Genomic DNA, 21,991 nt, shown 5'->3' on the forward strand with positions numbered 1-21,991 from the left:
GGGTGCGGGGTATGTCGACCACCACCGCCTCCGTCGAGCCCGATCTGCTGCGCGCCCGCCTCCAGCGCGCCAGGCACGCCGCCGCGGCGCAGGGCGCCGATGCCCTGGTGATCGCCCCCGGCTCGGACCTGCGGTACCTGATCGGCGGCTCCGGGTCCTCCTTCGAGCGGCTGACCGCGCTGGTCGTGCCCGCCGGGTCCGCGGACGCGGTGCTGGTCGTGCCGAAGCTCGAGGCGCCGGGCTACTCCGGCATCCCGCTGGCCGACCTCGGGGTCCGGCTCGCCACCTGGGTCGACGGCGAGGACCCGTACGCGCTGGTCGCCGGGGCGTTGGGTTCGCCGTCGGTGGTCGCGGTCGGCGACATGCTGCCCGCGCTGCACGCCTTGCCGCTGCGCACGGCGCTGCCCGACGCCGAGCAGGTGCTGGCCGGGCCGGTGCTGCGCGAGCTGCGGATGCGCAAGGACGCCGCCGAGGTCGAGGCGCTGCGCGTGGCGGGCGCGGCGATCGACCGGGTGCACGCCAGGATGGCCGAGTGGCTGCGCGCGGGCCGCACCGAGGCCGAGGTCGGCGCCGACATCGCCGCCGCGATCGTGGCCGAGGGGCACGCCAGGGTCGAGTTCGTCATCGTCGGGTCCGGCCCCAACGGCGCCAGCCCGCACCACAGCCTGTCCGACCGGGTGATCGAGTCCGGTGACGTCGTGGTCATCGACATCGGCGGCTCCACCGACGAGGGCTACAACTCCGACAGCACCCGCGTGTACGCCGTGGGCGAGCCGCGCGACGCTGACGTGGCCGAGACCTACGCCGTCCTGCTGGCCGCCCAGCGCGCGTCGGTCGAGTCGGTGCGCCCCGGTGTCACCGCCGAGTCCGTCGACGCCGTCGGCCGCCAGGTGATCGCCGACGCCGGGTTCGGCGAGTACTTCATCCACCGCACCGGTCACGGCATCGGGCTCGACGTGCACGAGCACCCCTACATCGTCGCGGGCAACGACCTGGTCCTCGAGCCGGGCATGGCCTTCAGCGTCGAGCCGGGCATCTACCTGCCTGACCGCTGGGGCGCGCGCATCGAGGACATCGTCGTGGTCACCGCGGACGGCGTGGAGTCGGTCAACAACCAGCCGCACGAGCTCGTGGTGCTGCCCGGATGAGCGAACTCGAACCCATCGACAAGGCGATAGTCCGCGAACTCGCCGCCGACGGCAGGCGCAGCTTCACCGACCTCGCCGAGCGCGTCGGCCTCAGCGTGTCCGCCGTGCACCAGCGGGTGCGCCGGTTGGAGCAGCGCGAGGTCATCCGCGGCTACTCGGCCCGGCTCGACGCCCAGGCCATCGGCCTGCCGCTGACCGCGTTGATCTCGCTGACCCCGATCGACCCGGCCGCCCCCGACGACTACCCGCAGCGCCTGCAGCACATCAGCGAGATCGAGTCGTGCTACTCGGTCGCGGGCGACGAGTCGTACGTCCTGCTGGTCCGGGTGGCCACGCCGACGGACCTGGAAGACCTCCTGCGCAAGATCCGCGAGTCCGCCAAGGTCTCCACCCGCACCACCGTCGTCCTGTCCACCCCGTACGAGGGCCGTTCCCCGGCGCTCTAGCGAGAGTCAGCTCTCGCCTTCGACCTGGCGGTTCCCCTTGCGGCGCAAAGAAGTGCTGACGAACAGCAGGCCGCTGGTGAGCACGACGATGTCATCGAAGTAGATGGGGTCGGGTAAGACGTCCACCGGCAGGGCGGTGTAGGCGAGGGAGAGCCAGTAGGCGACCTTCGTGGGGACCGGGGTGTCGGGTCGGTGGACCCTGCGGTGCTTGCGGACCAGGGCGACCACCAGGACCACGGCGATCACGATCAGGACGACGATCAGCACGATCGCGACGGTGCCCAGGTTGTTCAGCAGTGAGTCCACGCCCGGGAGGTACCCCCGACCCGACCCGGGATCACGGGCCGATCGTGGTGGCCGGGTGCAGCGTGCCGTCGGCGCCGGGCAGGCACGCGGCGGCGCGGGAGTCGGTGCCGAGGAACTCACCGAAGCAGCGCCCGAGCTCGGCGTGGCCCGCGGCGTTGGGGTGGAAGGACTCCTGCAGCGCGTGCGAGGCGCGGTCGTCGTCGCCCAGGTCGTCCCAGCGGACCGCGAGCCTGCTGAACCACTCCTGGGCCGGGTCGTCGTGGGAGCACGCCTCGCGGCCGACCCCGGCGCGGGAGACGTCGAGCAGGCGGGCACCGGACTCGCGGGCCACCCGGCGGACGCCCTCGGTGATCGCGGGGACCGCCTCGGCGCGCACCCAGCGCAGGTCGGCCTCGCGGAACGGGCAGCCGTTGAGGTTGCGCAGGCCCGCGCGCACGTCCGGGCCGATCGGCGCGGCGTAGGACTGCAGCACCAGGTGGTAGTCGGAGTTCTGGTACCCGGCGTCGGCCATCACCGAGCGGATGTCGGCCAGCGCGCGCACCGCCTTGGGCACCATCTTGTCCACCCGCTCCTGCCACTGGCCGCCGACCGCGTCCGCGCAGGACTGCTTCGACTGGTCCAACCACGCCTGCACGCAGCTGTCGAGCACGTGCGAGAACGCCGGATCGTCGTTGGCGCCCACCGCGACCAGGATCGCCACCACGCGCTTCTGCCTGGCGAGCGAGCCGAGCCTGGCCGCCTGCGACCCCTCGGTGTACTGGACCGCGTCACCGAGGCCGACCTGCGCCGACGGTGCGCCGGAGCAGGCGAGGTTGATCGTCTCGTCGACGCCGCGCAGTCCGGTGTGGTGGATCGACGCGGCGCGGGAGCGGTGGCACCAGTCGCCCTTGGTGCCGTCGGTGCCCGGTTCGTAGTCGCCCGCCGCCTCACCCGAGATGGTGGAGTCGCCCATCGCCACCAGCACCCGGGGCACCCCGGTCGGCGGGGACGGCGCGGGCGCGGGTCCGGGCAGGACGATCACCACGGCGCTCGCCAGCACGAGCACCAGCAGCAGGACAGTGGCATGCCATCGGTACCGTCGCATCATCTCGGCCCAGTCTAGGCGCCGCGCTCAGAGCTTGCGCAGCAACGCCTGCTTCGCCGCGCTGAACTCGTCCTCGGTGAGCACGCCGTCGCGGCGCAGCTCACCCAGTTCGCGCAGCCGCCGCAGCACCGTGTCCTGGTCCTCCGAAAAGCCTTGGGCGCTCAGCGCGCCCTGAGTGTCCGAAGTGGACGCGGAGGCCGCGGCGGGGTGCGGCAGCTTGCCCACCACCGAGGCCGCGAGCAGCGCCGAGGTCGCGATGTCCTTCTTGAACCCCCACAACCGGAAGCAGTTCGGGTCGTGCGACGCGGGCTGCGTGCTCGGCGGGCCGATCGGGCGCAACCGGACCAGCTTGGGTGTCCACTCGACACCGAGGAGGTCGCCGACGGCCACCTCCCGCGCCCCGCCGGAGCGCTTGGACGACTCGGCCGCCCAACCCCACTCGAACCGGACGCGGTCCCCGTCGAACGAGGCGACGCCGTCCTCGCCGGTGGTCGACAGCGGCGCGCTCGGCGCGGGCAGCAGCCACCCCTCGGCCGGGCCGTCGGGCACCCCCGCGACCATCCGGGCGTCGCGGACCCCGTCGGCGAAGTACTCGGCCGACGCGGCGGCCTTCGGCTCGATGGTCAGCCGGAACGGGTCGGCGGCCTCGGGCAGCGCGCCGCCGGTGACGTGGGTCAGCGGGTCGGCGCCCGCGCGCGGCCGCAGCCGCAGGTGCCCGCCCTTGCGGTCGGTCTCGAACCCGACCGCGGCGATCACCGCCAGCGGCACCACCAGCTCGCCGACGGCCAGTCGCAGTGGGTGCGCGGCCTTGGCCGGGACCACCCGCACGGCGTCGTAGTCGAACACCCAGGTGCCCTCGCGGCCGGTCACCTCGGTCATCCCCAGCACGGCGTGCTCCCCCCGCTCACGCGGACACCGTACCGGGTTCAGACCGCCGCGATCCGCCCCTCGGCCAAGGCCAGCTCCCGGTCGGCGATCCGGTGCACCGCGTCGTGGTGCGTGGCGACCAGCACGGCCGTGCCCTCCCCGGCGGTCCGGCGCAGCAACCCGAGCACCACCGCGACGCTGTCGTGGTCGAGGTGCGCGGTCGGCTCGTCGGCGAGCAGGACCGCCGGACGCGCGGACACCGCCCTGGCCAGGGCGGCGCGCTGCTGCTGCCCGTAGGACACCTCCTGCGGGTACCGGTCGGCCAGCGCGGCGATCCCCAGCTCCGCCAGCAGTTCCCCGACCCGGTCGGCGACCTCGGCGCGCCGCCCGGACAGCCGCAGCGGCAACGCCACGTTCTCCGCCAGCGTCAACTCCTGCGCCAACCCGAGCGCCTGCGGCAGCACCCCGCAGTCGCTCCACGGCGGGACGGCGGGCAACGGGGCGCCGCACACCTCCACGGTCCCGGCGTCGGGCTTGTCGAACCCGCACAGCACCGCGAACAACGCGCTCTTGCCCGACCCGGACCGCCCCGACACCGTGACCACCTCGGCGGCGGCCACCGCGAGGTCGACCCCGCGCAGCACCTCGACCCGCCCGTCGGGGTGGTCGAACCCCCGGGTCACCCCACGCGCGACCAGGGCGCTCACGCGGCGACCTCCTCGATGTGGCCCTCGCGCAGTCGGACCACGCGGTCGCCGATGGCGACCAGGTCCGGGTCGTGCGAGGCGGCGACCACGGCGACACCGCGGTCGGCCAGGCGGCGGACCACGTCGAGCACCAAGGCCGCCGACGCCGCGTCGAGCTGGGAGGTGGGTTCGTCGGCGAGGATGACGGCGGGGGAGCGGGCCAGGGCGCAGCCGAAGGCCAGTCGCTGCTGCTGGCCGCCGGAGAGCGCGCTGACCCGCCAGGTCCCGGTGCCGGGGATGCCGAGCCAGTCGAGGATGGCCGGGTCGGCGGCGGGGCGCCCGGCGGACTGGGCGGCGGCGGTCAGGTTCCCGGCCACGGTCAGGTGGCCGATCAGGTTGTCCGGCGGGGCCTGGAAGACCACCGCGATCCGGTCGCGGCGCACGGCCCGGCGCGCGCGGTGGGTGAGCCTGCCGATGTCGCGGCCCTGCCAGGCGACCGACCCGGACGTGTGCCGGTCGATCAACCCCAGCACCCGCAGCAGCGTCGACTTGCCCGACCCGGACGGCCCGGCCAGCACGGTGACCCCCCGCGCCGCCACGTCGAAGCTCACCCCGGCCACGGCGCTGACCTCCCCGGCGGGGGTCCGGTAGCGCACGTGCGCGTCCCGCAGCTCGTAGAGCGGGACCTGCTCGTCGAACAACGGCTCAGCCACGGATCAGCTCCCCGACTCGGGCGGTGGTGACCGACCGCACCGCCGACCAGCACACCAGGGCCACCACCGCGGCGGCCACCGAGGTCGTCGTCGACACCAGCGGCACCAGGTCCGGTGCCGAGGCCACCGGCCGCAGCCACGGCGACGGGTCCAGCATCGGCGCGGACACCGCCGCGCACGCCGCCCCCGCCGCGCTGCCCGCCGCGACCGACACCCCGGCCAGCGACCCCAGCTCGGTGAGGTGGCTGCCGACCAGGGTCCGCTGCCGCAGCCCCATCCGGGTGGCCAGCGCCCCGGCCAGCGCGTTCTGCCTGCGCCGCACCTCGACGGCCAGCACCAGCGCGGCCGCCGCGACGATGGCCAGCACCATGCCCAGCGCGGTGACGAAGTCGAAGGTCCAGGTGACGGTCAGGAACGGCAGCCCGTCGAGGGCGAGCGCCTTGGACCGGGAGTGCAGGTGGTGGATGCCCGCCGCGTCCAGCTCGGCCACCAGCTCGGCGATCGGCTTGGTCGACCACACCTGCCACACGTCGATCCGCGCCGGGTCCGCCAGCGCCGCCGCGGCCACCACGTAGCCGCGTCCGGTGCCGATCAGCGGGAACGACGGCACCTGGCCGACAGGTCGGACCGCACCCACCCGGGGCAGCTCGGTCTGGGCGTCCGGTGTGGACCCGACGCGCAGCGCGCGGAGCCCGGGGCCGGACGCGCCGGTCAGGGAAGACAGTTGGGCGTCGACATCGGCGGTGTCGCGGTCGCCGAGCCACGCGGACCGGGTGAACGTCTTCGGGTCGACCGCCAGCAGGATGCTCTCCCCGGTCTTGACCACCCCGACCACGGTCGCGTGCTCGGCCAACGACGGCGGTAGCCCCGCCGCGGCGACCCGGCCCGGGATCTGCGCGGTCGACTCGGCCCCGACGAACAGACCGGACTTGGTGTCCAGCGCCTCGCTCTGCGCGTCCGCGACACCGACGCCGACCGTCAACGTGCCCACCGCGAGCGTCCCGACCAGCAGGATCCCCACCGCGGACCCGGCGGCGGCCGACAACCGGCGCAACGCCAGGTGCACCGCGGGCACCCGCCACAGGTTGGCCCGGTGTCCCGCCGACAACGCCCACCGCGCGAGCCTGACCGTGACTAGAGCGACCGTGAGGACTACCAGCAACGGGAAGGCCAACCCGACGGCGTCAGCGGTCTGCGGCAAGGGTTGTCCGAACTGGAGTTTCGTCGGTGTGCTGTCTAGGCGCGCCCACGCGAGGTAGGCCAACCCGGCGGTGATCAGTTCCCACGGCACTAACCGCCACACCCGCGACATCCCGCGCGTGCTGCCTGCCTGGAACTCCCGGTGCGTCCGCGCGGCAGTCACCGCACCCACGACCAACAACGCGGCCACGAGGACCCCGGTCGCGACCAGCGCCGCCGCACCGACAGTGCCGTCGGTCAACGCAGTCGACGGCGCGTACCAGGACAGCGTCAACCGTGCCGCGACAAGTCCGGCCGCCGCGCCCCCGAGCAGGGGCGCCGCCAACTCCAGCACCGCCCGCCACCCCAGCGCGATCGGTCCCGCCCCGCGTGCCCACAGGAGCCGTAGTTCGGCGTGCCGCCGTTGCACCCATTGCACGGTCACCGCGCCGACCCCGGCCAGACCGACCAGCAGGCTGATCACCGTCAACGGCAGCACCGCGCCCAAGACCGTCGACTCGGCCGACCGCGCGACCTCCACCGGCTTGGCGAAGTAGTTCGACGCCATCACCAGGCGCGCCTTGTCCTGCGTCCGCAACTGCGCGGTGACCCCGTCGACCACCGTCTTCCCGCGCGCTACCAGGGCGGCGGCCTCATCGGTCGTCTTGGGGGTCTCGGTGGGGAAGCGGACGGTGACCGCCGCCGCGTTCCCGCTCGGCGGACCCATCGACTCGGTGAACGACGCCAGGCTGGGGAACCAGATGACCGCCGCCGTCGCGCCCTCGGTGGCCAGCGGGTTCGGCACGATCCGCTGCTGCTCGGAGCACCAGTACGCGGGCACCGGGTCGCTGACGTCGGCGTAGATCGCGGTCACCGGCGGCAGGGTGCCGTCGAGGCCGCGGTCGCCGATCTTGATCCCCGCGTCCTCGGCGATGCTGCGCGGCACCCACACCCCGTCCCGGCTACCGCCCTCGACGACCCGCAGGTTGTCCATCGCGCCGTCGCGGTACCCGAACTGCGACCACGGGTGCGGGCCGTTGAAGTCCCACTGCCGCACGGGGGAGTAGACCGCGCCGACCACCGTGGTGAACCCGGCCGCCCGACCCTGGTCCGCGGAGATCCGCAGGATCGTGTTGGCGTCGGCGACCGTCACCCGGTTCCCGTCGACCACCGGCGGCACGGTCTGGCCGCACAACCGGCCGGCCTGGTAGGCCACCGCCGCCGACCCGGCCGAGTCCGCGTGCAGCACCGCGGCCGCGCCGACGAAGCTGAGCAGCAGGGCCGCGACGAAGGCCACCAACACCGTCAGCGGACTCGACACCGCCGCGCGCGGAGCCGCCCTCCATGGCAACTGCATGGAGCGGCACGCTACCGGCGTCGCCGCTGGTCACCGCCGAACGCGACCCATTCGAGATCCGCCGCCGACAGCGCGTGCCCGACCGGTCACCGAACGCGCGGAGGGGCGGGGAGCCACCCGCTCCCCGCCCCTCCGCTGACCACAACTGACTGGAACCGATCAGAACCGACTAGAACGGACGCCTGCGCGGCGGCTCGGCCCGGTCGAGATCGGTGATCCCGTCCGATGCCCGCTCCGCGAACGCGGGCGCGGTCACGTTCGCCCACCGGCGCAGCGTCGCCGTGGCGGCGGCCGCGTCAGCGGGGGACAGCGCCGCGATGTTCGCGCCGTGGTTGGCGCCGGGCGCGACGTAGAGGTGCGAGTCGCGGCGGCTGGGCACGAACTGCTCGGCGCCCCACGGGTCGTTGGCCCCGTAGACGAACAGCAGCTGCGAACCCCGGGCGCGCACCCAGCGGTCCACGTCCAGCATCGGCCGCGAGTCGTGGCGGCGGCGCAGCTCCGGCGGGAGGCTGGAGTTCGCCTGGTACAGGTTCGGGTACTTGGTCAGGCCCCGCAGGTGCTCGAACTTCGGCTGCGGCCAGCCCAGCTGGGTCGCGGCCTGGTAGAAGTACGGCGAGTACGGGGTGATGCCCTGGTCGGCGTAGAAGGCGAACCCGGCGGTGGCGTCGATGAACGCGTACAGCTCGTCGTCGGTCGCGGTCTTGGCCGGGACGGTCGCGCAGTCGGCCTGGGTCGAGTACTGCCAGAACGCCCACACGGTGTCCAGGACGGTCATCTCGTAGGCCTTGTCGATCGACCCGAGCACCCCGGTGAACGTCCAGTTCGCCGCGGTCGCCGCCGCCTGGTATTTGGCCACCAGCGCGGTCCGCCGCTTGAGGGCCTCCTTCTGCACGTCCGCCAGCTTGGTGCGGCACGCCGGGTCGTTGCCCACGGTCTGGAAGAACCGGTCGTAGGCGCGGTCGGAGTCGTTGTCCGCGTCGTTGGGGGCGACGTAGGCGACGACGCCGTCGACGTCCTCCGGGTAGAAGCGCCGGTGGTAGACCGAGGTCATCCCGCCCTTGCTGGCCCCGGTGGAGATCCACTTCGCGGCGTAGACCCGCTTGAGGGCCTTGACGATCCGGTGGTGGTCGGTGGCCGCCTGCCAGATGTCGAGGTCGTCCCAGTCCGCGTTCGCGGGCCGCGACGGGGTGAAGAACCGCTGCTCCACCGAGATCTGGTTGCCGTCGACGAGCCGGGTGGGCTCCGAGCGGAACGCGGTGGTCGGCATGTTGTAGCCGGTGGTGTGCAGCACCACCGGCCGGGCGGTGTCCTTGTGCAGTAACTGGAACCGCTGCTCGAACGTGGCGCCGCGCGGGTTGTGGTGGTCGACCGGCTGCTTGAAGGTCAGCAGGAAGAACCGGTACCCGGCGGGCGGGGTGGCCGACTCGGAGACCACCGTCAGACCGGGGACGGCCTTGAGCTGGTCGAGGATGTCGGCGCTGTGCGCGCTCTGGCTGGTGGCGGGACCTGGTGCCGCCTGCGCGGGGGCGGCGGCCACGGCCACCCCCACCGCGGCGGCGACCGCCAGTCCCGCCGCGAGCGCCCGTCTGGTGCGGAGAAGCACGCCCATACTCCTTGGGGTCGGTGGTCTGCTGCGGCAGTGCCCTGCCCGCAGGGATGGCAGAGTCTTGCGCACCGGCCCCGCTGTCCGAAAGCCGCTGACAATCGCCCCACGACGGGTGTCGGGGGCCAGTCGGGATCGGCGGTCGCCCATGTGGCCCTCGCTCACCTGGGCGACCGCCGGGGCTGGGGGGTCAGCCCTCGTAGGTCGGGTGGTCCCGCCAGTGCCGCTGCCCGGTGGCGGGCAGCGTGCTGATCGGGTCGTAGTACGGGTAGCGGCGGCTCAGGATCGCCTCGGCGTCCTCGGCCTCCTCGCGTTCGGTGCCCGCGCGGTAGTTCTTGGTCCAGTAGGAGACACCCAGCTCGCGGTCGTACTCGGCGAGCTGGTGCACCCAGCGCTTCCCGACATATGGGACATCGCAGATGATGCGCGGGGTCGCGTAGCCGGGCAGGTAGCCCATGATCGCGTGCTGGAGCTCTTGGGCCTCCCACACCGCGACCCGCCAGTGCTCGGCGTTGGGGATCATGTCGCACATGTAGAAGTAGTAGGGCAGCACGCCCGCCTCGCCCTGCAGCGCGAAGCACAGGTCGAGCAGCGCCTCCGGGGTCGCGTTCACGCCCCGCATCAGCACGCCCTGGTTGCGCACGTCGCGCACCCCGACCTCCAGCGCCGTCCGCGCCGCCTCGGCCACCAGCGGGGTCACCGACTGGGCGTGGTTGACGTGGGTGTGGATGGCCAGGTTCACCCCGCGCCGCGCGGCCGTGCGGGCGACCCGCTCCAAGCCCTCGACCACCGACGGCTGCAACCAGTGCTGCGGCAGCCCCGCCAGCGCCTTGGTCGCCAGCCGGATGTCGCGCACCGTCTCGATGTCGAGCAGCCGCATCAGGAACGACTCCAGCTGCTTCCACGGCACGTTCGCCACGTCGCCGCCGGAGACCACCACGTCGCGCACCCCGGGGGTGCGGCGCAGGTAGTCGATCATCTGGTCCTGCCGGTCGACCGGCTTGAGCGCGAGCTTGTGCTTGTCGACCTGCGGGGTCGAGTTGCCGACCAGGTCCATCCGGGTGCAGTGCCCGCAGTACTGGGGGCAGGTGGACAGCAGCTCGGCGAGCACCTTGGTGGGGTAGCGGTGGGTCAGGCCCTCCACCACCCACATCTCGGCCTCGTGCAGCGAGTCGCGGGTCGAGTGCGGGTGGCTCGGCCACTCGGGGTCGCGGTCGGAGCGCACGGGCAGCATGTAGCGGCGGATCGGGTCGGCGAAGAACGCCTCGGTGAACTCGGCCGCCTCCGCCGTCGGCGCCATGGTGTTGAGCATCTGCGGCGGCAGCAGCATCGACATGGTCGCCAGCTGCTCCTGGTCGGCCAGCAGCTCCGCGTAGAACGACTCGTCGAGCAGGCCGCCGACGACCTTGCGCAGCTGCCGCTCGTTCTTGACGCAGTTGACCCGCTGCCACTGCGCGTCCCGCCACTGCGCCTCGGTCACCCCCGACCAGCCGGGGAAGCGCCGCCAGTCCGGTTCCACCAGCTCACGGCGGACGTACTCGTAGGGCTGGTGGGCGCCGTCGCGCACCGCGGCGGACACGGTCGTGTCCGCCTGCCGCAAGTCCCGCAACGCAGTCATATGTACTCCTAGCCGCTAGGGTGGCGTGAAGATATGCTGCCAGAGCGCTAGTGCTCCGTAAAATCTACAGCACTTTCGCCGTCATGACGTCACACGGAGGGCTCGGGATGAACGCACAGGTCGCACGGGTCGGCTCGCCGTTCGGGCTGCACCGGGTGGTCGAGCCCGCCGGGGTGCTGCCCCAGCAGGCGCACCGGCTCGACCCCGACCCCGAGCCGTACGCCGACGAGGTGGTCATCGACGTCGACCGGCTCAACCTGGACGCGGCCTCCTACCGGCAATTGCGCGAGCAGCACGGCACCGGTGACGCCGTCCGGGCCGCCGTGCTGGGGATCGTCGCCGAGCGCGGCAAGATGCAGAACCCGGTCACCGGGTCCGGCGGGATGCTCTTGGGCACGGTCGCCGCTGTCGGCCCTGACTCGCCGTTGGCGCTAGAGGTGGGCGACCGGGTCGCGACTCTTGTCTCACTTACGCTGACTCCGCTGCGGATCACGGACGGCCTTGCCGACTGGGACGGGCTTAGCGAGCAGGTGCCGTGCCGGGGGACCGCGGTGCTGTTCGGCCGCTCCATCGCCGCCGTGCTGCCCAACGACCTGCCCGATGGGATCGCGCTGTCGGTCATGGACGTCTGCGGTGCCCCCGCGCTCACCGATCGCGTCGTCCGTGAGGCGGGTGTCGGCGCGTCCGTGCTGGTGCTCGGCGGTGGCGGCAAGTCCGGCTCGCTGTCGCTGGCCGCCGCCCGCCGTGCCGGGGCCACCCGCGTGGTCGCGCTCGTCCCGACCGACGCCGAGGCCGACGCGGTGCGCTCGGCCGGGCTGGCCGACGAGGTCGTCGTCGCCGACGCCCGCGACCCGCTCGCCGTGCACGCCGCCATCGGCACCCCCGTCGACGTCACCGTGGTGTGCGTCGACGTGCCCGGCTGCGAGCACGGCGCGATCATGGCCACCGCCGACGGCGGCACCGTCGTGTTCTTCTCCATGGCCACCTCGTTCCCCGCCGCCGCGCTCGGTGCCGAGGGCCTTGCCGCCGACGTCCGGATGCTCGTCGGCAACGGCTACGTGCCCGGCCACGCCGCGTTCGCGCTGGACCTGCTGCGCGCCGAGCCCGGGGTGCGCGCGCTGTTCGCCGCCCGCGAGACTCAGTGACCGTGACGACTTCCAGCACCCTGTACACCGGGGGCCGCGTGCACTCCCCGGCCGACCCGTCCGCCACCGCCATCGCCGTGCGCGACGGCGTCGTCGTGTGGCTCGGCCAGGACTCGGTCGGTCGCGCGCTGCACGGGGACGGTGTGGTCGTCGACCTCGACGGCGCCTTCGTCGCGCCCGCGTTCGTCGACGCCCACGTGCACGCCACCTCCGCCGGGCTGCTGCGCGTCGGCCTCGACCTGACCGGCGCCCGCAGCCTCGCCGAGTGCCTGGCCATGGTCGCCGCGCACGTCCACACCAGCGGCCACCCGCTGGTGTGGGGGCACGGCTGGGACGAGACCACGTGGCCGGAGAACCGCCCGCCGACCCGCGCGGAGGTCGACGAGGCCGCCGGGTCCACCGCGGTCTACCTGTCCCGTGTGGACGTCCACTCCGCACTGGTGTCGACCGCCCTGCTCGACCGCGCGCCCGGTGCCCGCGCCGCCGACGGCTACCACCCCGACGGCCCGCTGACCCGCGACGCCCACCACCGTGCCCGCCGGGCGGCCCAGGACGCGATCACCCCGGCGCAGCGCGACGAGGCCCAGCTCGAGTTCCTCCGGCACGCCGCTTCCCAGGGCATCGCCTGCGTGCACGAGTGCGCGGGACCCGACATCTCCGGCGCCGACGACCTGACCGCGCTGCTGGCCCGTGCGGGCGGTGACCTGCCCGAGGTCGTCGGCTACTGGGGCGAGATCGGGCCCGCGGAGTTGGCCGTCCAGCACCGGGTTCGCGGCCTGGCGGGGGACCTGTTCGTCGACGGCGCGCTCGGGTCACGTACGGCGGCGCTGTGCTCGCCCTATGCCGACGCTGACACCAGCGGCGCGCTCTACCTCGACGCCGCCGCCATCGCCGAGCACCTGGTGGTGTGCACGGAGGCCGAGATCCAGGCGGGGTTCCACGTCATCGGCGACGCCGCGACGGCCGAGGTCATCGCCGGGTTCGCCGTAGCCGAGAAGCGCGTCGGCACGCTCGCGCTGGCTGGGGCACGGCACCGGCTTGAGCACCTGGAGATGGTCACCCCCGAGCAGGCGCGGCAGCTGGGCCAGTGGGGTGTGGTCGCCTCGGTTCAACCCCAGTTCGACGCGGCCTGGGGCGGCCCGGACGGCATGTACGCCACCCGCCTCGGCGTCGAGCGCGGCACCTCGCTCAACCCGTACGCCCTGCTCGTGGCCGCCGGTGTCGTGCTCGCCCTCGGCTCCGACGCCCCCGTCACCAGGGTCGACCCCTGGTCCACCGTCCGCGCGGCGGTCAACCACCGCACCGACGGCTCCGGCCTCTCCCCCCGAGCCGCCTTCACCGCCCACACCCGGGGCGGCTGGCGCGCGGCAGGCGTCGACGACGGCCTCACCGGCACCCTCGTCCCCGGCGCCCCCGCCACCTTCGCCGTCTGGGACGCCCCAGACCTCGTGGTAGCCGTCCCCGACGACCGGGTCCGCCGCTGGTCGACCGACCCCCGCTCCCGAGTCCCCGGCCTCCCCCCGATGGACCCCACCACCCCCACCCCCACCTGCCTCCGCACCGTCCTGCGCGGCCACACCATCTACGACCACGAGGTGACTCCCCATGCCACCTCCTAGTGCCGGTTCCCGCTCACGCACCGACTCTGACAACAGCAGCACGACCCGCGACCGCGAGGGGAGCTCGAATGTCCGTCCATAGCCGCCCGCCGCTGCTCGACCTCGACCCGGCCGTGGTGGCCACGGCGCGTCATTTGGCGGCGAAGGCGGCCGCGCCGGTGGTGGAGATCGCGCGGTCGCACACCACGGTGTCGGTCGAGCGCGCCACGCTGCGGCTCGCGGGGATCACCGGTGCTGACAGCACTCACCGCGCGGGGGACGTGCCGTGGGTCAACCGGGTCGTGGACACCGTCGCTGAGCACTGCGGTTTGCAGGACGGTGTGTGCGGGCCGGTGTTCCACGCGCTCGCCGAGCACAACCTGGGCAGCCTGACCGAGCTGGCCGAGGCCACCGCCGCCGGGCAGGTCACCTACCGGGTGCCGACCGGCAAGGACGCCACCCGCGCCGCCAAGGCCTCCCGGGCCGCCGTCGCCAAGGGGCTGCGGACCGTCGATCGCAACCGGGCTCAGCGCGACAAGCTCGTGGCCAAGCTCGGGGATCCGCCGCGGCGTCCTTGGATCTACCTCATCGTGGCGACCGGGGACATCGACGAGGACGTCGTGCAGGCCGCGAACGCCGCGCGGGCGGGGGCCGACATCATCGCCGTCATCCGCTCGACCGGGCAGTCGTTGCTGGACTACGTGCCCGAGGGCGCCACCCACCACGGGTTCGCGGGCACCTACGCCACCCAGGAGAACTTCCGGATCATGCGGGCCGCCATGGACGAGGTGTCCAGGGAGGTCGGCCGGTACGTGCGGGTCACCAACTACGCCTCCGGGCTGTGCATGCCCGAGATCGCGGTGCTGGCGGGCCTGCAGCGGCTGGACATGATGCTCAACGACTCCATGTACGGCATCCTCTTCCGCGACATCAACCCGATCCGCACCTTCGTCGACCAGCGGTTCTCCCGCCAGGTGCACGCCCGCGCGGGCATCATCATCAACACCGGCGAGGACAACTACCTCACCACCGCCGACGCCGTGGACGCCGCGCACACCGTCACCGTCTCGCAGCTGCTCAACGAGCACTTCGCGCACGAGGCAGGCCTACCGGACGAGCTGCTCGGCCTCGGCCACGCCTTCGAGATCAACCCCAAGGTGCCCGAGTCGTTCCGGCTGGAGCTGGCGCACGCGCTGCTGGCCCGCGAGCTGTTCCCGGACGCCCCGCTCAAGTGGATGCCGCCGACCAAGCACATGACCGGCGACGTGTTCAACGGCTACCTGCTCGACGGGTTCTTCAACCTCGCGGGCGCGCTCACCGGCCAGTCGATCCTGCTGGTCGGGATGATGACCGAGGCCGTGGTCACCCCGTTCCTGTCCGACCGCGACCTGGCCCTGGCCAACGTCCGGTACGTGCTGGAGGCCGCCGGGAACCTGGCCGAGGACTTCCGGCCCGCCCCGGACGGGCTGATCGTCAAGCGCGCCCACCAGGTGCTCGGCGAGGCGGTCGACCTGCTCGGCCGGGTCGTGGACGACGGGCTGCTCAACGCCATCGCCGAGGGCACCTTCGGCCTGATGAAGCGCCCGCCGGACCAGGGCAAGGGCGTCGCGGGCGTGATCGCCAAGGGCGAGGGCTACCGCAACCCGGCCACCGACCTGCTGGACGAGGGGGCGACCAAGTGACCAGCTCCGACACCCAGGCGCCAGGGTCGAGCGAGAAGCGCTACGTGCGGCCCTACGGCGACACCAGCGGCGACGGCATGGTGCAGACCTCGTTCACCCTGCCCGTCCCGCACGGCCCCCGAGCCGAGGGCGCCGCGCTGCTGCTCGCGGCCAAGATGGGCCTGGAACCGGCCATGGTCGTGCACTCCAACCCGATCGGCCCCGACTTCACCTTCTTCGTCGTCTACGGCTCGGCCAAGCACATCATCGACCTCACCGAGGTCGAGGTCGTCGAGCGCGAGTACCCGCTGCTGCCGCCCAGCGAGGTCAACACCGTGATCAAGCGGGCGCTGCGCCGCAAGCTGGTCGTGGTCGGCGCCTGCATCGGCACCGACGCGCACACCGTGGGCATCGACGCGATCCTCAACATCAAGGGCTTCGCGGGGGAGAAGGGGCTGGAGTACTACCGGGAGCTGCGGGTGGTCAACCTCGGCGCCCAGGTCAGCGTCCCCGACCTGGTCAAGCGGGCTCGCGCGGAGAAGGCCGACGCGGTGCTGGTCTCCCAGGTCGTCACCCAGCGCGACGCGCACATCCTCAACACCCAGGAGATGTCGGCCGCCTTCCGCGAGGCCATGGGCGGGCGCCGCCCGCTGCTCATCGCCGGTGGCCCCCGGTTCGACCCGCGGATGGCCGGTGACCTGGGCGTCGACCGGGTGTTCAGCCGCGGCACCACCCCGGGCGAGGTCGCCAGCTACCTCGTCCACGCCATCAACCAGCGCAAGGAGCAGCCCGCATGAGCCCCGAGGTCGGTCTCGCCGTCACCCACCGGCGCTACGTGCCGCACGCCCACGCCCACTACGGCGGCAGCCTGGTCGACGGCGCGTACTCGCTCGGCCTCTTCGGTGACGTCGCGACGGAGCTGTGCGTGCGCACCGACGGCGACGAGGGGCTCTTCGCCGGGTACGAGCAGGTCGAGTTCCTGGCGCCGCTGCGCGCGGGTGACGTCGTGGAGGCGACCGCCACCCTGGTCCGGGTCGGCACCCGCTCGCGCGGCGTGGAGTTCGAGGCGCGCGTGGTGTGCCGGGCCGCCCCCGAGCGCGGGCCGTCGGCGGCCGACGTGCTGGAGCCGCCAGTCCTCATCACCAGGGCCAAGGGCACGGTCGTGGTCCCACCAGTGGGTGACAAGTAACCGACTGGCTGCGCCGAGTGAGTGATCTTGGCGGCTCTTGCTCCGTTCGGCGGACACCTCGCTTGCGCCGGTCGGCCCTTCGCTGATAACAACCGGGACTAGGTGTGAACAACGCTGTCGGGGTGTTGACCGGTCCCCGGCGGCCGTCGTCGACGGAGGACAATGCCCAGCGAGCTCGTCGAGGTGCGGCAGGTCGTCGGCCACCCGCCGGAGCGGGTCTGGGAGGTCCTGGGCGACCCCGCGCTCTACCCCCGGTTCGTCCGCGAGATCGCCTGCGCCGAACGCGAGCCCACCTCGGCGGGCAAGGCCCGCTACCGGGTCCGGTTCAGCGTGGCCGGTGGCGAACCGGTGCACGACCGGGTCGAGGTGCTGGTGAACCGCCCCGGTGAGCACCTGGTGCTGGTCGGACCGGCCTGGGCGGGCGGTCACCTGTCCATCCGGCTCGACCCCGCGGGCGACGAGACCGCGGTCGAGGTCGTGCTGTCGCTGCCCGAGGACCTCACCGCGGGCACCGCGCTGACCGTCGCCTGGCTGCGCAAGCGGATCCGCAAGGCGCTGACCCGCGTCGACGACCACCTCGCGGGCCGGGCCACCACCAGCTCGCCGACCCGCATCGACCAGACCTCGCGCGGGCACTCGGCGCTCACCGTCGCCAGGACCCTGGCCAGGGCCGGGGTGCTCAACCCCGGCAGGCCCGACCGGGTCATGCGGCAGCTGGGCGCGCTGGCCCGCTGGGGCGCCACCCTGGTCGGCGGGTACCGGGCCGCCGCCGCCCGGGTGCCCGACGCGGTCGCGCTGGTCGACGAGCGCGGCAAGCTGACCTTCGACGAGGTCGACCGCAGGACCACCCGGCTGGCCAACGGCCTGGCCAAGCACGGGGTGCGGGCCGGGCGCCGGGTCGCGGTCATGTGCCGCAACCACGCGGGCCTGGTCGAGGTGACCATCGCCTGCGGCAAGCTCGGCGCGGACGTGCTGCTGCTCAACACCGGGCTCTCCGCCGACCAGGTCGCCGACCTGGTCGAGGCGCACCGCCCGGTCGCGCTGGCCGCCGACGACGAGTTCGCGCCGCTGTTCCACCACCTGCCCGCGTCGCTGCCGTGGATCTCCACCTGGTCGGCCGCCCCGGACGGGCTGACCGTCGACACCGTCATCGCCGCCGCGCCCGCCACCCCGGTCCACCCGCCCGAGCACGCTGGCAAGATCATCGTGCTGACCTCGGGGACCACCGGGACGCCCAAGGGCGCGCGGCGCCGCAACCCGCCCGGCCTCGGGTCGGCCGCCTCGGTGCTGTCCCGGATACCGCTGCGCGCGGGGGAGCGGATGCTCGTCGCCGCCCCGCTGTTCCACACCTGGGGCCTGGCCGCGGTCCAGCTCGGGATGCCGCTGCACGCCTCGCTGGTGCTGCAGCGCCGCTTCGACGCCGAGGCCACGCTGGCCGCGGTCGCCGAGCTCAGGTGCACCGCGCTGATCGCGGTGCCGGTCATGCTGCAGCGGATCATGGCGCTGCCCGAGCGGACCAGGGCCCGCTACGACACGTCCAGCCTGCGGGTGGTGGCCTCCAGCGGGTCAGCGCTGTCGCGCCAGCTGGTGACGTCCTTCATGGACTCCTACGGCGACGTCCTCTACAACCTCTACGGCTCGACCGAGGTGTCCTGGGCCAGCATCGCCGACCCGACCGACCTGCGCGCCGCGCCGACCACCGCGGGCCGCTGCCCGGTGGGGACCAGGGTCGGGATACTGGACGCCGACGGCGGCCCGGTCGCCCCCGGTGTGGTCGGCCGCATCTGCGTGGGCAACGAGATGCTCTTCGAGGGCTACACCAACGGCACCAGCACCGAGATGCACGACGACCTCATGGTCACCGGCGACCGCGGCTACCTCGACGCCGACGGCAGGCTCTTCGTCTCCGGCCGCGACGATGACATGATCGTCTCCGGCGGCGAGAACGTCTTCCCGCGCCCGGTGGAGGAACTGCTGCTGGGCATGGACGCCGTCGCCGACGCCGCCGTGGTCGGCGTGCCCGACCGCGAGTACGGCCAGCGCTTCGCCGCCTACGTCGCGCTCAAACCCGGCACCCGCCTCGGCGCCACCGCCGTCCGCGAGTACGTCCACGACCACCTGGAACGCTCGTCGGTCCCCCGCGACGTCTTCTTCGTCCGCCGCGTCCCCCGCAACGCCACCGGCAAGGTCGTCACCCGCCTGCTCGCCGATCAGGACTGACGAATCGAGGTTGCCGAATCCCGCGCGGCGGCGAAATCGACGAGCGCTGACCACGCGGCACCGGGCACAGCGAGGGTGTCCCCATTTCTGTTGCGTGAGGAGCGGATATGCGCACGTTCTAGATCGCACGCGACTTCGACGCAATCCGTGGTAGGGGCGCTGAACGAACTCTTCACCCAGCGCCGGCCGCGATAGTCGGTCTCCACGTGGGTGGGGTTCTTCCTCGCCACGCGCGGACTCCCTCCATGGCGGGGAGTCCACGTGCGGCGCGGTGGCACCACACGGGCCCCCGACTGAGCCGTACGTGTGCAGGTTAGGTCTCCCGGGCGCGGGCGAGCTAGGGCCGACAGAGCTAACTCGATCACCCGGGTTGACAAATGTGCGACAAACTGGGAATCGCTGGTGTCACACCAGGTCGGCCAGCCCTTCCCAGTTCTCCAGTGGGATGGCCATGTGCTCCAGTTGGGCAAATGCCTCGATGAACTCGCTGATCCGATTCGGGTCCCGGCGGATGATCGAGTCCCGCAGCGGTCCCTGGAGCAGGACGATGGAATCCACGTCGTCATCGTCGTACCCGACCGGCACGTCCAGCACCGTGTAGGACCCCTGCATGGCCTGGTGGCTGCCGTGGCTGAACGGGATCACCGAGATGGAGATGTTCGGGCGCTCGGTGAGTTCGACCAGCCTGCGGTTCTGCGCCGCCAGGATCTCGGTCGAGCCGATGCGCCTGCGCAGCACCGACTCGTCGAGGATGTAGGTGAACTCCCGGGACTCGTCCGCGAGGATGTGCTGCCTGCGCAGCCGGAGGCTGACCATCTGCTCGACCCTGGCAGGCTCGCCCGGGTAGCCTGCGATGATCGCCCTGGTGAGCTCCTCGTTCTGCAGCATGCCCGGCACGATGTGGCCCTGGAACTGCCGGATCCGGGTCGCCACGTCCTCCATCTCGATGAGCTGGACGAGGACCGTCGGGATGTCCTTCGCGTACTTCTCCCACCACCGGCTCTCGGTGCGCTTGCGGGCGAGGTCGAGCAGCTCGTCGACGATCTCACGATCCGAGACGCCGTAGTGGTGCAGGAGCGCGCGCAGGTCGGTGATGGACACCCCGACCGCGCCCTGCTCGATGCGCACGACCTTCGACAGCGACCATTCCAGCGCGTCAGCGACCTGTTTCTGCGAGAAACCCGCGGCGGTGCGGGCGTGGCGGAGTTCGAGGCGGAGTTTGCGCTGCTGGGGCTCCGCACCCCTGGTGACGGACACTTGCGACCTCCCAAAAAGCTGTTAGACGTGCCACACTGCTACATGTCTACATGAGTGGTGCTACCCGACTTACGTCAGGAAGCATGACAGCCATGTGGCAGATCGCCAACGGGCTTGACGCGGAAAGTTATATACCGAGGCTGCGGCGCGCCGCACAGTGACGGCGACCTGGTCAGCCTTTCGTGTGAGGGGGGCTGATGTTCGCCGACGACCGACGAGCCACCTGGGAGCGATCCCACCGGGTGTGCGTGGTGATCAGGACGCGCACCGACCTGAGTCGGATGCTGGACGTGCTGCGGGCGCTGGACGGTGATCCGCGGCTCGACTTCTACTGGACCATCAACGAGGGGTCTAGGTTCGCGGGTGGGGCCCGCGAACGGCTGGCGCGCCTCGACGTCCAGTTCGTCGAGTGGGGCCAGGCCCGCTCGATGGTGTTCGACTTGATCATCGCCGCGCACAGCGACGGCGCCCTCGGGGAGCTGGTGGGCCCGGTGGTGACGATGGCGCACGGGACCGGGTACAACCGCAGGGTCCTGTGGCGCACGGAGGACGCCGACTCGCCCGCGGGCCTGTCGGCCAAGGAGTTGACGCGCGGCGAGCGCGTGGTCGCCGCCGCGATCGGGTTGTCCTGCGAGTCGCAGGTGGACCAGTTGTCCATGGCCAACCCGCACGCCGTGCCGCGCGCGTTCCAGATGGGCGACCCGACCTGGGACCGGATGGTGGCCAATGTGGACATGCGGGAGAGCTTCCGCCGCGAGCTCGGGATCGGCGCGCACCACCGGCTGATCGGGATCAGCTCCACCTGGGGGCCGGACTCCACGCTCGGGGTGGACCACCTGGTGGTGAACCGGGTGGTGGCGGCGCTCCCGCACGACGAGTACCGGGTCGTGCTGATCCTGCACCCCAACGTCTGGACCCACCACACCGGTTTCGGGGTGCGCGGGCTCTTCGGCGACGCCATCGAGGCCGGGCTGGTCATCGTCCTGCCGACCACCGACTGGCCCGCGCCGCTGATCGCCGTCGACGCGTTCATCGGCGACCACGGGTCCGTCTCGGTCTACGCGGCCGCGCTGGGCAGGCCGTTCCTGTTCGCGGGCCGGGGGGACGACGAGCTGGTCAAGGGGTCGACCACGCTGGACTTCGTCCGGGCCGCGGGCCGGTTGGACGCCGCGGCGGACCTGCGCGCGCAGATCGTCGACGCGATGCGCCGCTACGCCAGGTCGGGTGTCGCCGAGGTCGCGCGCCGGGCCATGGGCAGCCAGGGCCGGTCGCTGCGGTTGCTGCAGGCCAAGTTCTACGAGCTGATGGCGCTCGACCCACCGCCCCAGGTCCCGCACCCGAGGCGGTACAGCCGGTTGCGGCTGGTGCGCGACGACCACGGCGTGACCGCGTTCCACTGCCACCCGACACTGACCGTGCGCCCCGACTGCACGGTGACGGTGTCCGTCGAGCGCTACCCGGCTGTCCTGGCCGAGCACCGGTCCCCGGCGCACGGTGGGGGAGCGGCCGTGCTGGTGGTGGACGAGCACGAGTCCAACCACCAGCTCAAGGAGTCCGCGGAGGTCCGGGTGTGCGGCGACGACCGGGACGCGGCCGCCGTGTGGGGCCGGATCACCCGCACGCTGCTCGACTCGCCGTGCTTCCTCGCCGCGGGCGTGAACGGCTCGCGGCTGCTGGTCGGGACCCGGTTGGGCGGCCGCTGGGACGTCCGGCGGGTCGGCGGGGTCCCCATCGACCCGGGCGCGCTCGCCGCCGCCGTCTACCAGTTGGCCGTCGAGCCGGGGCGCGAGCTGTCCCCGTCCGGAGTGGCGGGTCGCGGGGTGTCCACAGTGGAGGTCCAGGTCGGTGCCATGACCTCGACCATCGCGATAACACGGGTCTCGGCCAACGCGCACTCGCCCTGACCGCGGCCGG

The 21,991-nt window shown here is 72.7% G+C and carries 19 protein-coding genes; 9 read left to right on the forward strand and 10 right to left on the reverse strand.

Translation table 11 applies throughout. From position 1 onward, the window contains the following. Positions 1 to 11 precede the first annotated feature (11 nt). A complete protein-coding gene (locus tag LV79_RS32410) occupies positions 12 to 1,148 on the forward strand; it encodes a M24 family metallopeptidase (RefSeq protein ID WP_253842135.1) in 1,137 nt (378 codons plus the stop codon). Beyond that, positions 1,145 to 1,594, forward strand: a complete 450-nt coding sequence (locus LV79_RS32415; RefSeq protein ID WP_253842136.1) for an Lrp/AsnC family transcriptional regulator — start codon at positions 1,145 to 1,147, stop codon at positions 1,592 to 1,594. The genes LV79_RS32410 and LV79_RS32415 overlap by 4 nt, the downstream gene beginning before the upstream one ends. Before the next feature lie 6 nt (positions 1,595 to 1,600). Here the strand turns inward: LV79_RS32415 and LV79_RS32420 are convergent, their stop codons facing one another. The 8 genes from LV79_RS32420 to LV79_RS32455 form a co-directional block, all read right to left on the reverse strand. After that, positions 1,601 to 1,900 (reverse strand): YkvA family protein, encoded by a 300-nt coding sequence (locus LV79_RS32420; RefSeq protein WP_253842137.1) that lies wholly within the window; start codon positions 1,898 to 1,900, stop codon positions 1,601 to 1,603. A gap of 31 nt (positions 1,901 to 1,931) precedes the next feature. Beyond that, a complete protein-coding gene (locus LV79_RS32425; RefSeq protein WP_372495523.1) occupies positions 1,932 to 2,984 on the reverse strand; it encodes a GDSL-type esterase/lipase family protein in 1,053 nt (350 codons plus the stop codon). A 27-nt stretch (positions 2,985 to 3,011) separates the two neighbouring features. Further along, positions 3,012 to 3,863 carry a DUF4429 domain-containing protein gene (locus LV79_RS32430; RefSeq protein WP_253842287.1) on the reverse strand — a complete coding sequence of 284 codons (852 nt, stop codon included), beginning with the start codon at positions 3,861 to 3,863 and terminating at the stop codon, positions 3,012 to 3,014. 47 nt (positions 3,864 to 3,910) lie between these two features. Next, positions 3,911 to 4,558: an ABC transporter ATP-binding protein gene (locus LV79_RS32435; RefSeq protein ID WP_253842139.1), complete on the reverse strand. Its 648-nt coding sequence runs from the start codon at positions 4,556 to 4,558 to the stop codon at positions 3,911 to 3,913. Next, positions 4,555 to 5,250, reverse strand: coding sequence for an ABC transporter ATP-binding protein (locus LV79_RS32440; RefSeq protein ID WP_253842140.1), 696 nt, complete (start codon positions 5,248 to 5,250; stop codon positions 4,555 to 4,557). The genes LV79_RS32435 and LV79_RS32440 overlap by 4 nt, the downstream gene beginning before the upstream one ends. Then, positions 5,243 to 7,786 (reverse strand): ABC transporter permease, encoded by a 2,544-nt coding sequence (locus LV79_RS32445; RefSeq protein ID WP_253842141.1) that lies wholly within the window; start codon positions 7,784 to 7,786, stop codon positions 5,243 to 5,245. Before LV79_RS32445 ends, LV79_RS32440 begins: the two co-directional genes overlap by 8 nt. A 169-nt stretch (positions 7,787 to 7,955) precedes the next feature. Further along, positions 7,956 to 9,389: a S28 family serine protease gene (locus LV79_RS32450; protein ID WP_253842142.1), complete on the reverse strand. Its 1,434-nt coding sequence runs from the start codon at positions 9,387 to 9,389 to the stop codon at positions 7,956 to 7,958. Between the two features lie 190 nt (positions 9,390 to 9,579). Beyond that, complete coding sequence (locus tag LV79_RS32455) at positions 9,580 to 11,007, reverse strand: KamA family radical SAM protein (protein WP_253842143.1); 1,428 nt, start codon at positions 11,005 to 11,007, stop codon at positions 9,580 to 9,582. Between the two features lie 107 nt (positions 11,008 to 11,114). On the opposite strand from LV79_RS32455, the gene kdd reads away from it, so the two are divergent. From kdd to LV79_RS32485, 6 genes are all read left to right on the forward strand, one after another. Further along, positions 11,115 to 12,152 carry an L-erythro-3,5-diaminohexanoate dehydrogenase gene (gene kdd / locus LV79_RS32460; protein ID WP_253842144.1) on the forward strand — a complete coding sequence of 346 codons (1,038 nt, stop codon included), beginning with the start codon at positions 11,115 to 11,117 and terminating at the stop codon, positions 12,150 to 12,152. A 2-nt stretch (positions 12,153 to 12,154) separates the two neighbouring features. Continuing rightward, a complete protein-coding gene (locus LV79_RS32465) occupies positions 12,155 to 13,771 on the forward strand; it encodes an amidohydrolase (protein ID WP_253842145.1) in 1,617 nt (538 codons plus the stop codon). Between the two features lie 68 nt (positions 13,772 to 13,839). Continuing rightward, a complete protein-coding gene (gene kamD / locus LV79_RS32470; RefSeq protein WP_253842146.1) occupies positions 13,840 to 15,432 on the forward strand; it encodes a lysine 5,6-aminomutase subunit alpha in 1,593 nt (530 codons plus the stop codon). Then, complete coding sequence (gene kamE / locus LV79_RS34730) at positions 15,429 to 16,208, forward strand: lysine 5,6-aminomutase subunit beta (protein ID WP_253842147.1); 780 nt, start codon at positions 15,429 to 15,431, stop codon at positions 16,206 to 16,208. The genes kamD and kamE overlap by 4 nt, the downstream gene beginning before the upstream one ends. Then, a complete protein-coding gene (gene kal, locus LV79_RS32480; protein ID WP_253842148.1) occupies positions 16,205 to 16,600 on the forward strand; it encodes a 3-aminobutyryl-CoA ammonia lyase in 396 nt (131 codons plus the stop codon). Before kamE ends, kal begins: the two co-directional genes overlap by 4 nt. A gap of 162 nt (positions 16,601 to 16,762) precedes the next feature. After that, positions 16,763 to 18,820 carry an AMP-binding protein gene (locus LV79_RS32485; RefSeq protein ID WP_253842149.1) on the forward strand — a complete coding sequence of 686 codons (2,058 nt, stop codon included), beginning with the start codon at positions 16,763 to 16,765 and terminating at the stop codon, positions 18,818 to 18,820. Here the strand turns inward: LV79_RS32485 and LV79_RS32490 are convergent. Continuing rightward, positions 18,811 to 19,185, reverse strand: a complete 375-nt coding sequence (locus LV79_RS32490; RefSeq protein ID WP_253842150.1) for a DUF397 domain-containing protein — start codon at positions 19,183 to 19,185, stop codon at positions 18,811 to 18,813. The genes LV79_RS32485 and LV79_RS32490 overlap by 10 nt on opposite strands. 40 nt (positions 19,186 to 19,225) lie before the next feature. Then, positions 19,226 to 20,077: a helix-turn-helix domain-containing protein gene (locus LV79_RS34735; protein WP_253842151.1), complete on the reverse strand. Its 852-nt coding sequence runs from the start codon at positions 20,075 to 20,077 to the stop codon at positions 19,226 to 19,228. A gap of 197 nt (positions 20,078 to 20,274) precedes the next feature. Between LV79_RS34735 and LV79_RS32500 the strand changes: the two genes are divergently transcribed. Continuing rightward, positions 20,275 to 21,981 carry a hypothetical protein gene (locus LV79_RS32500; protein ID WP_253842152.1) on the forward strand — a complete coding sequence of 569 codons (1,707 nt, stop codon included), beginning with the start codon at positions 20,275 to 20,277 and terminating at the stop codon, positions 21,979 to 21,981. The last annotated feature ends 10 nt before the right edge of the window (positions 21,982 to 21,991 follow it).

The organism is Actinokineospora globicatena (assembly GCF_024171945.1).
GTDB lineage: Bacteria > Actinomycetota > Actinomycetes > Mycobacteriales > Pseudonocardiaceae > Actinokineospora > Actinokineospora globicatena.

Bases quoted from the DNA above. Each gene is read 5' to 3' on its own strand.
- LV79_RS32410 (WP_253842135.1), top strand. From the start codon at position 12: ATGTCGACCACCACCGCCTCCGTCGAGCCCGATCTGCTGCGCGCCCGC.
- LV79_RS32415 (WP_253842136.1), top strand. From the start codon at position 1,145: ATGAGCGAACTCGAACCCATCGACAAGGCGATAGTCCGCGAACTCGCC.
- LV79_RS32425 (WP_372495523.1), bottom strand. From the start codon at position 2,984: ATGCGACGGTACCGATGGCATGCCACTGTCCTGCTGCTGGTGCTCGTG.
- LV79_RS32430 (WP_253842287.1), bottom strand. From the start codon at position 3,863: ATGACCGAGGTGACCGGCCGCGAGGGCACCTGGGTGTTCGACTACGAC.
- LV79_RS32445 (WP_253842141.1), bottom strand. From the start codon at position 7,786: ATGCAGTTGCCATGGAGGGCGGCTCCGCGCGCGGCGGTGTCGAGTCCG.
- LV79_RS32455 (WP_253842143.1), bottom strand. From the start codon at position 11,007: ATGACTGCGTTGCGGGACTTGCGGCAGGCGGACACGACCGTGTCCGCC.
- kdd (WP_253842144.1), top strand. From the start codon at position 11,115: ATGAACGCACAGGTCGCACGGGTCGGCTCGCCGTTCGGGCTGCACCGG.
- kamD (WP_253842146.1), top strand. From the start codon at position 13,840: ATGTCCGTCCATAGCCGCCCGCCGCTGCTCGACCTCGACCCGGCCGTG.
- kal (WP_253842148.1), top strand. From the start codon at position 16,205: ATGAGCCCCGAGGTCGGTCTCGCCGTCACCCACCGGCGCTACGTGCCG.
- LV79_RS32485 (WP_253842149.1), top strand. From the start codon at position 16,763: ATGCCCAGCGAGCTCGTCGAGGTGCGGCAGGTCGTCGGCCACCCGCCG.
- LV79_RS32500 (WP_253842152.1), top strand. From the start codon at position 20,275: ATGTTCGCCGACGACCGACGAGCCACCTGGGAGCGATCCCACCGGGTG.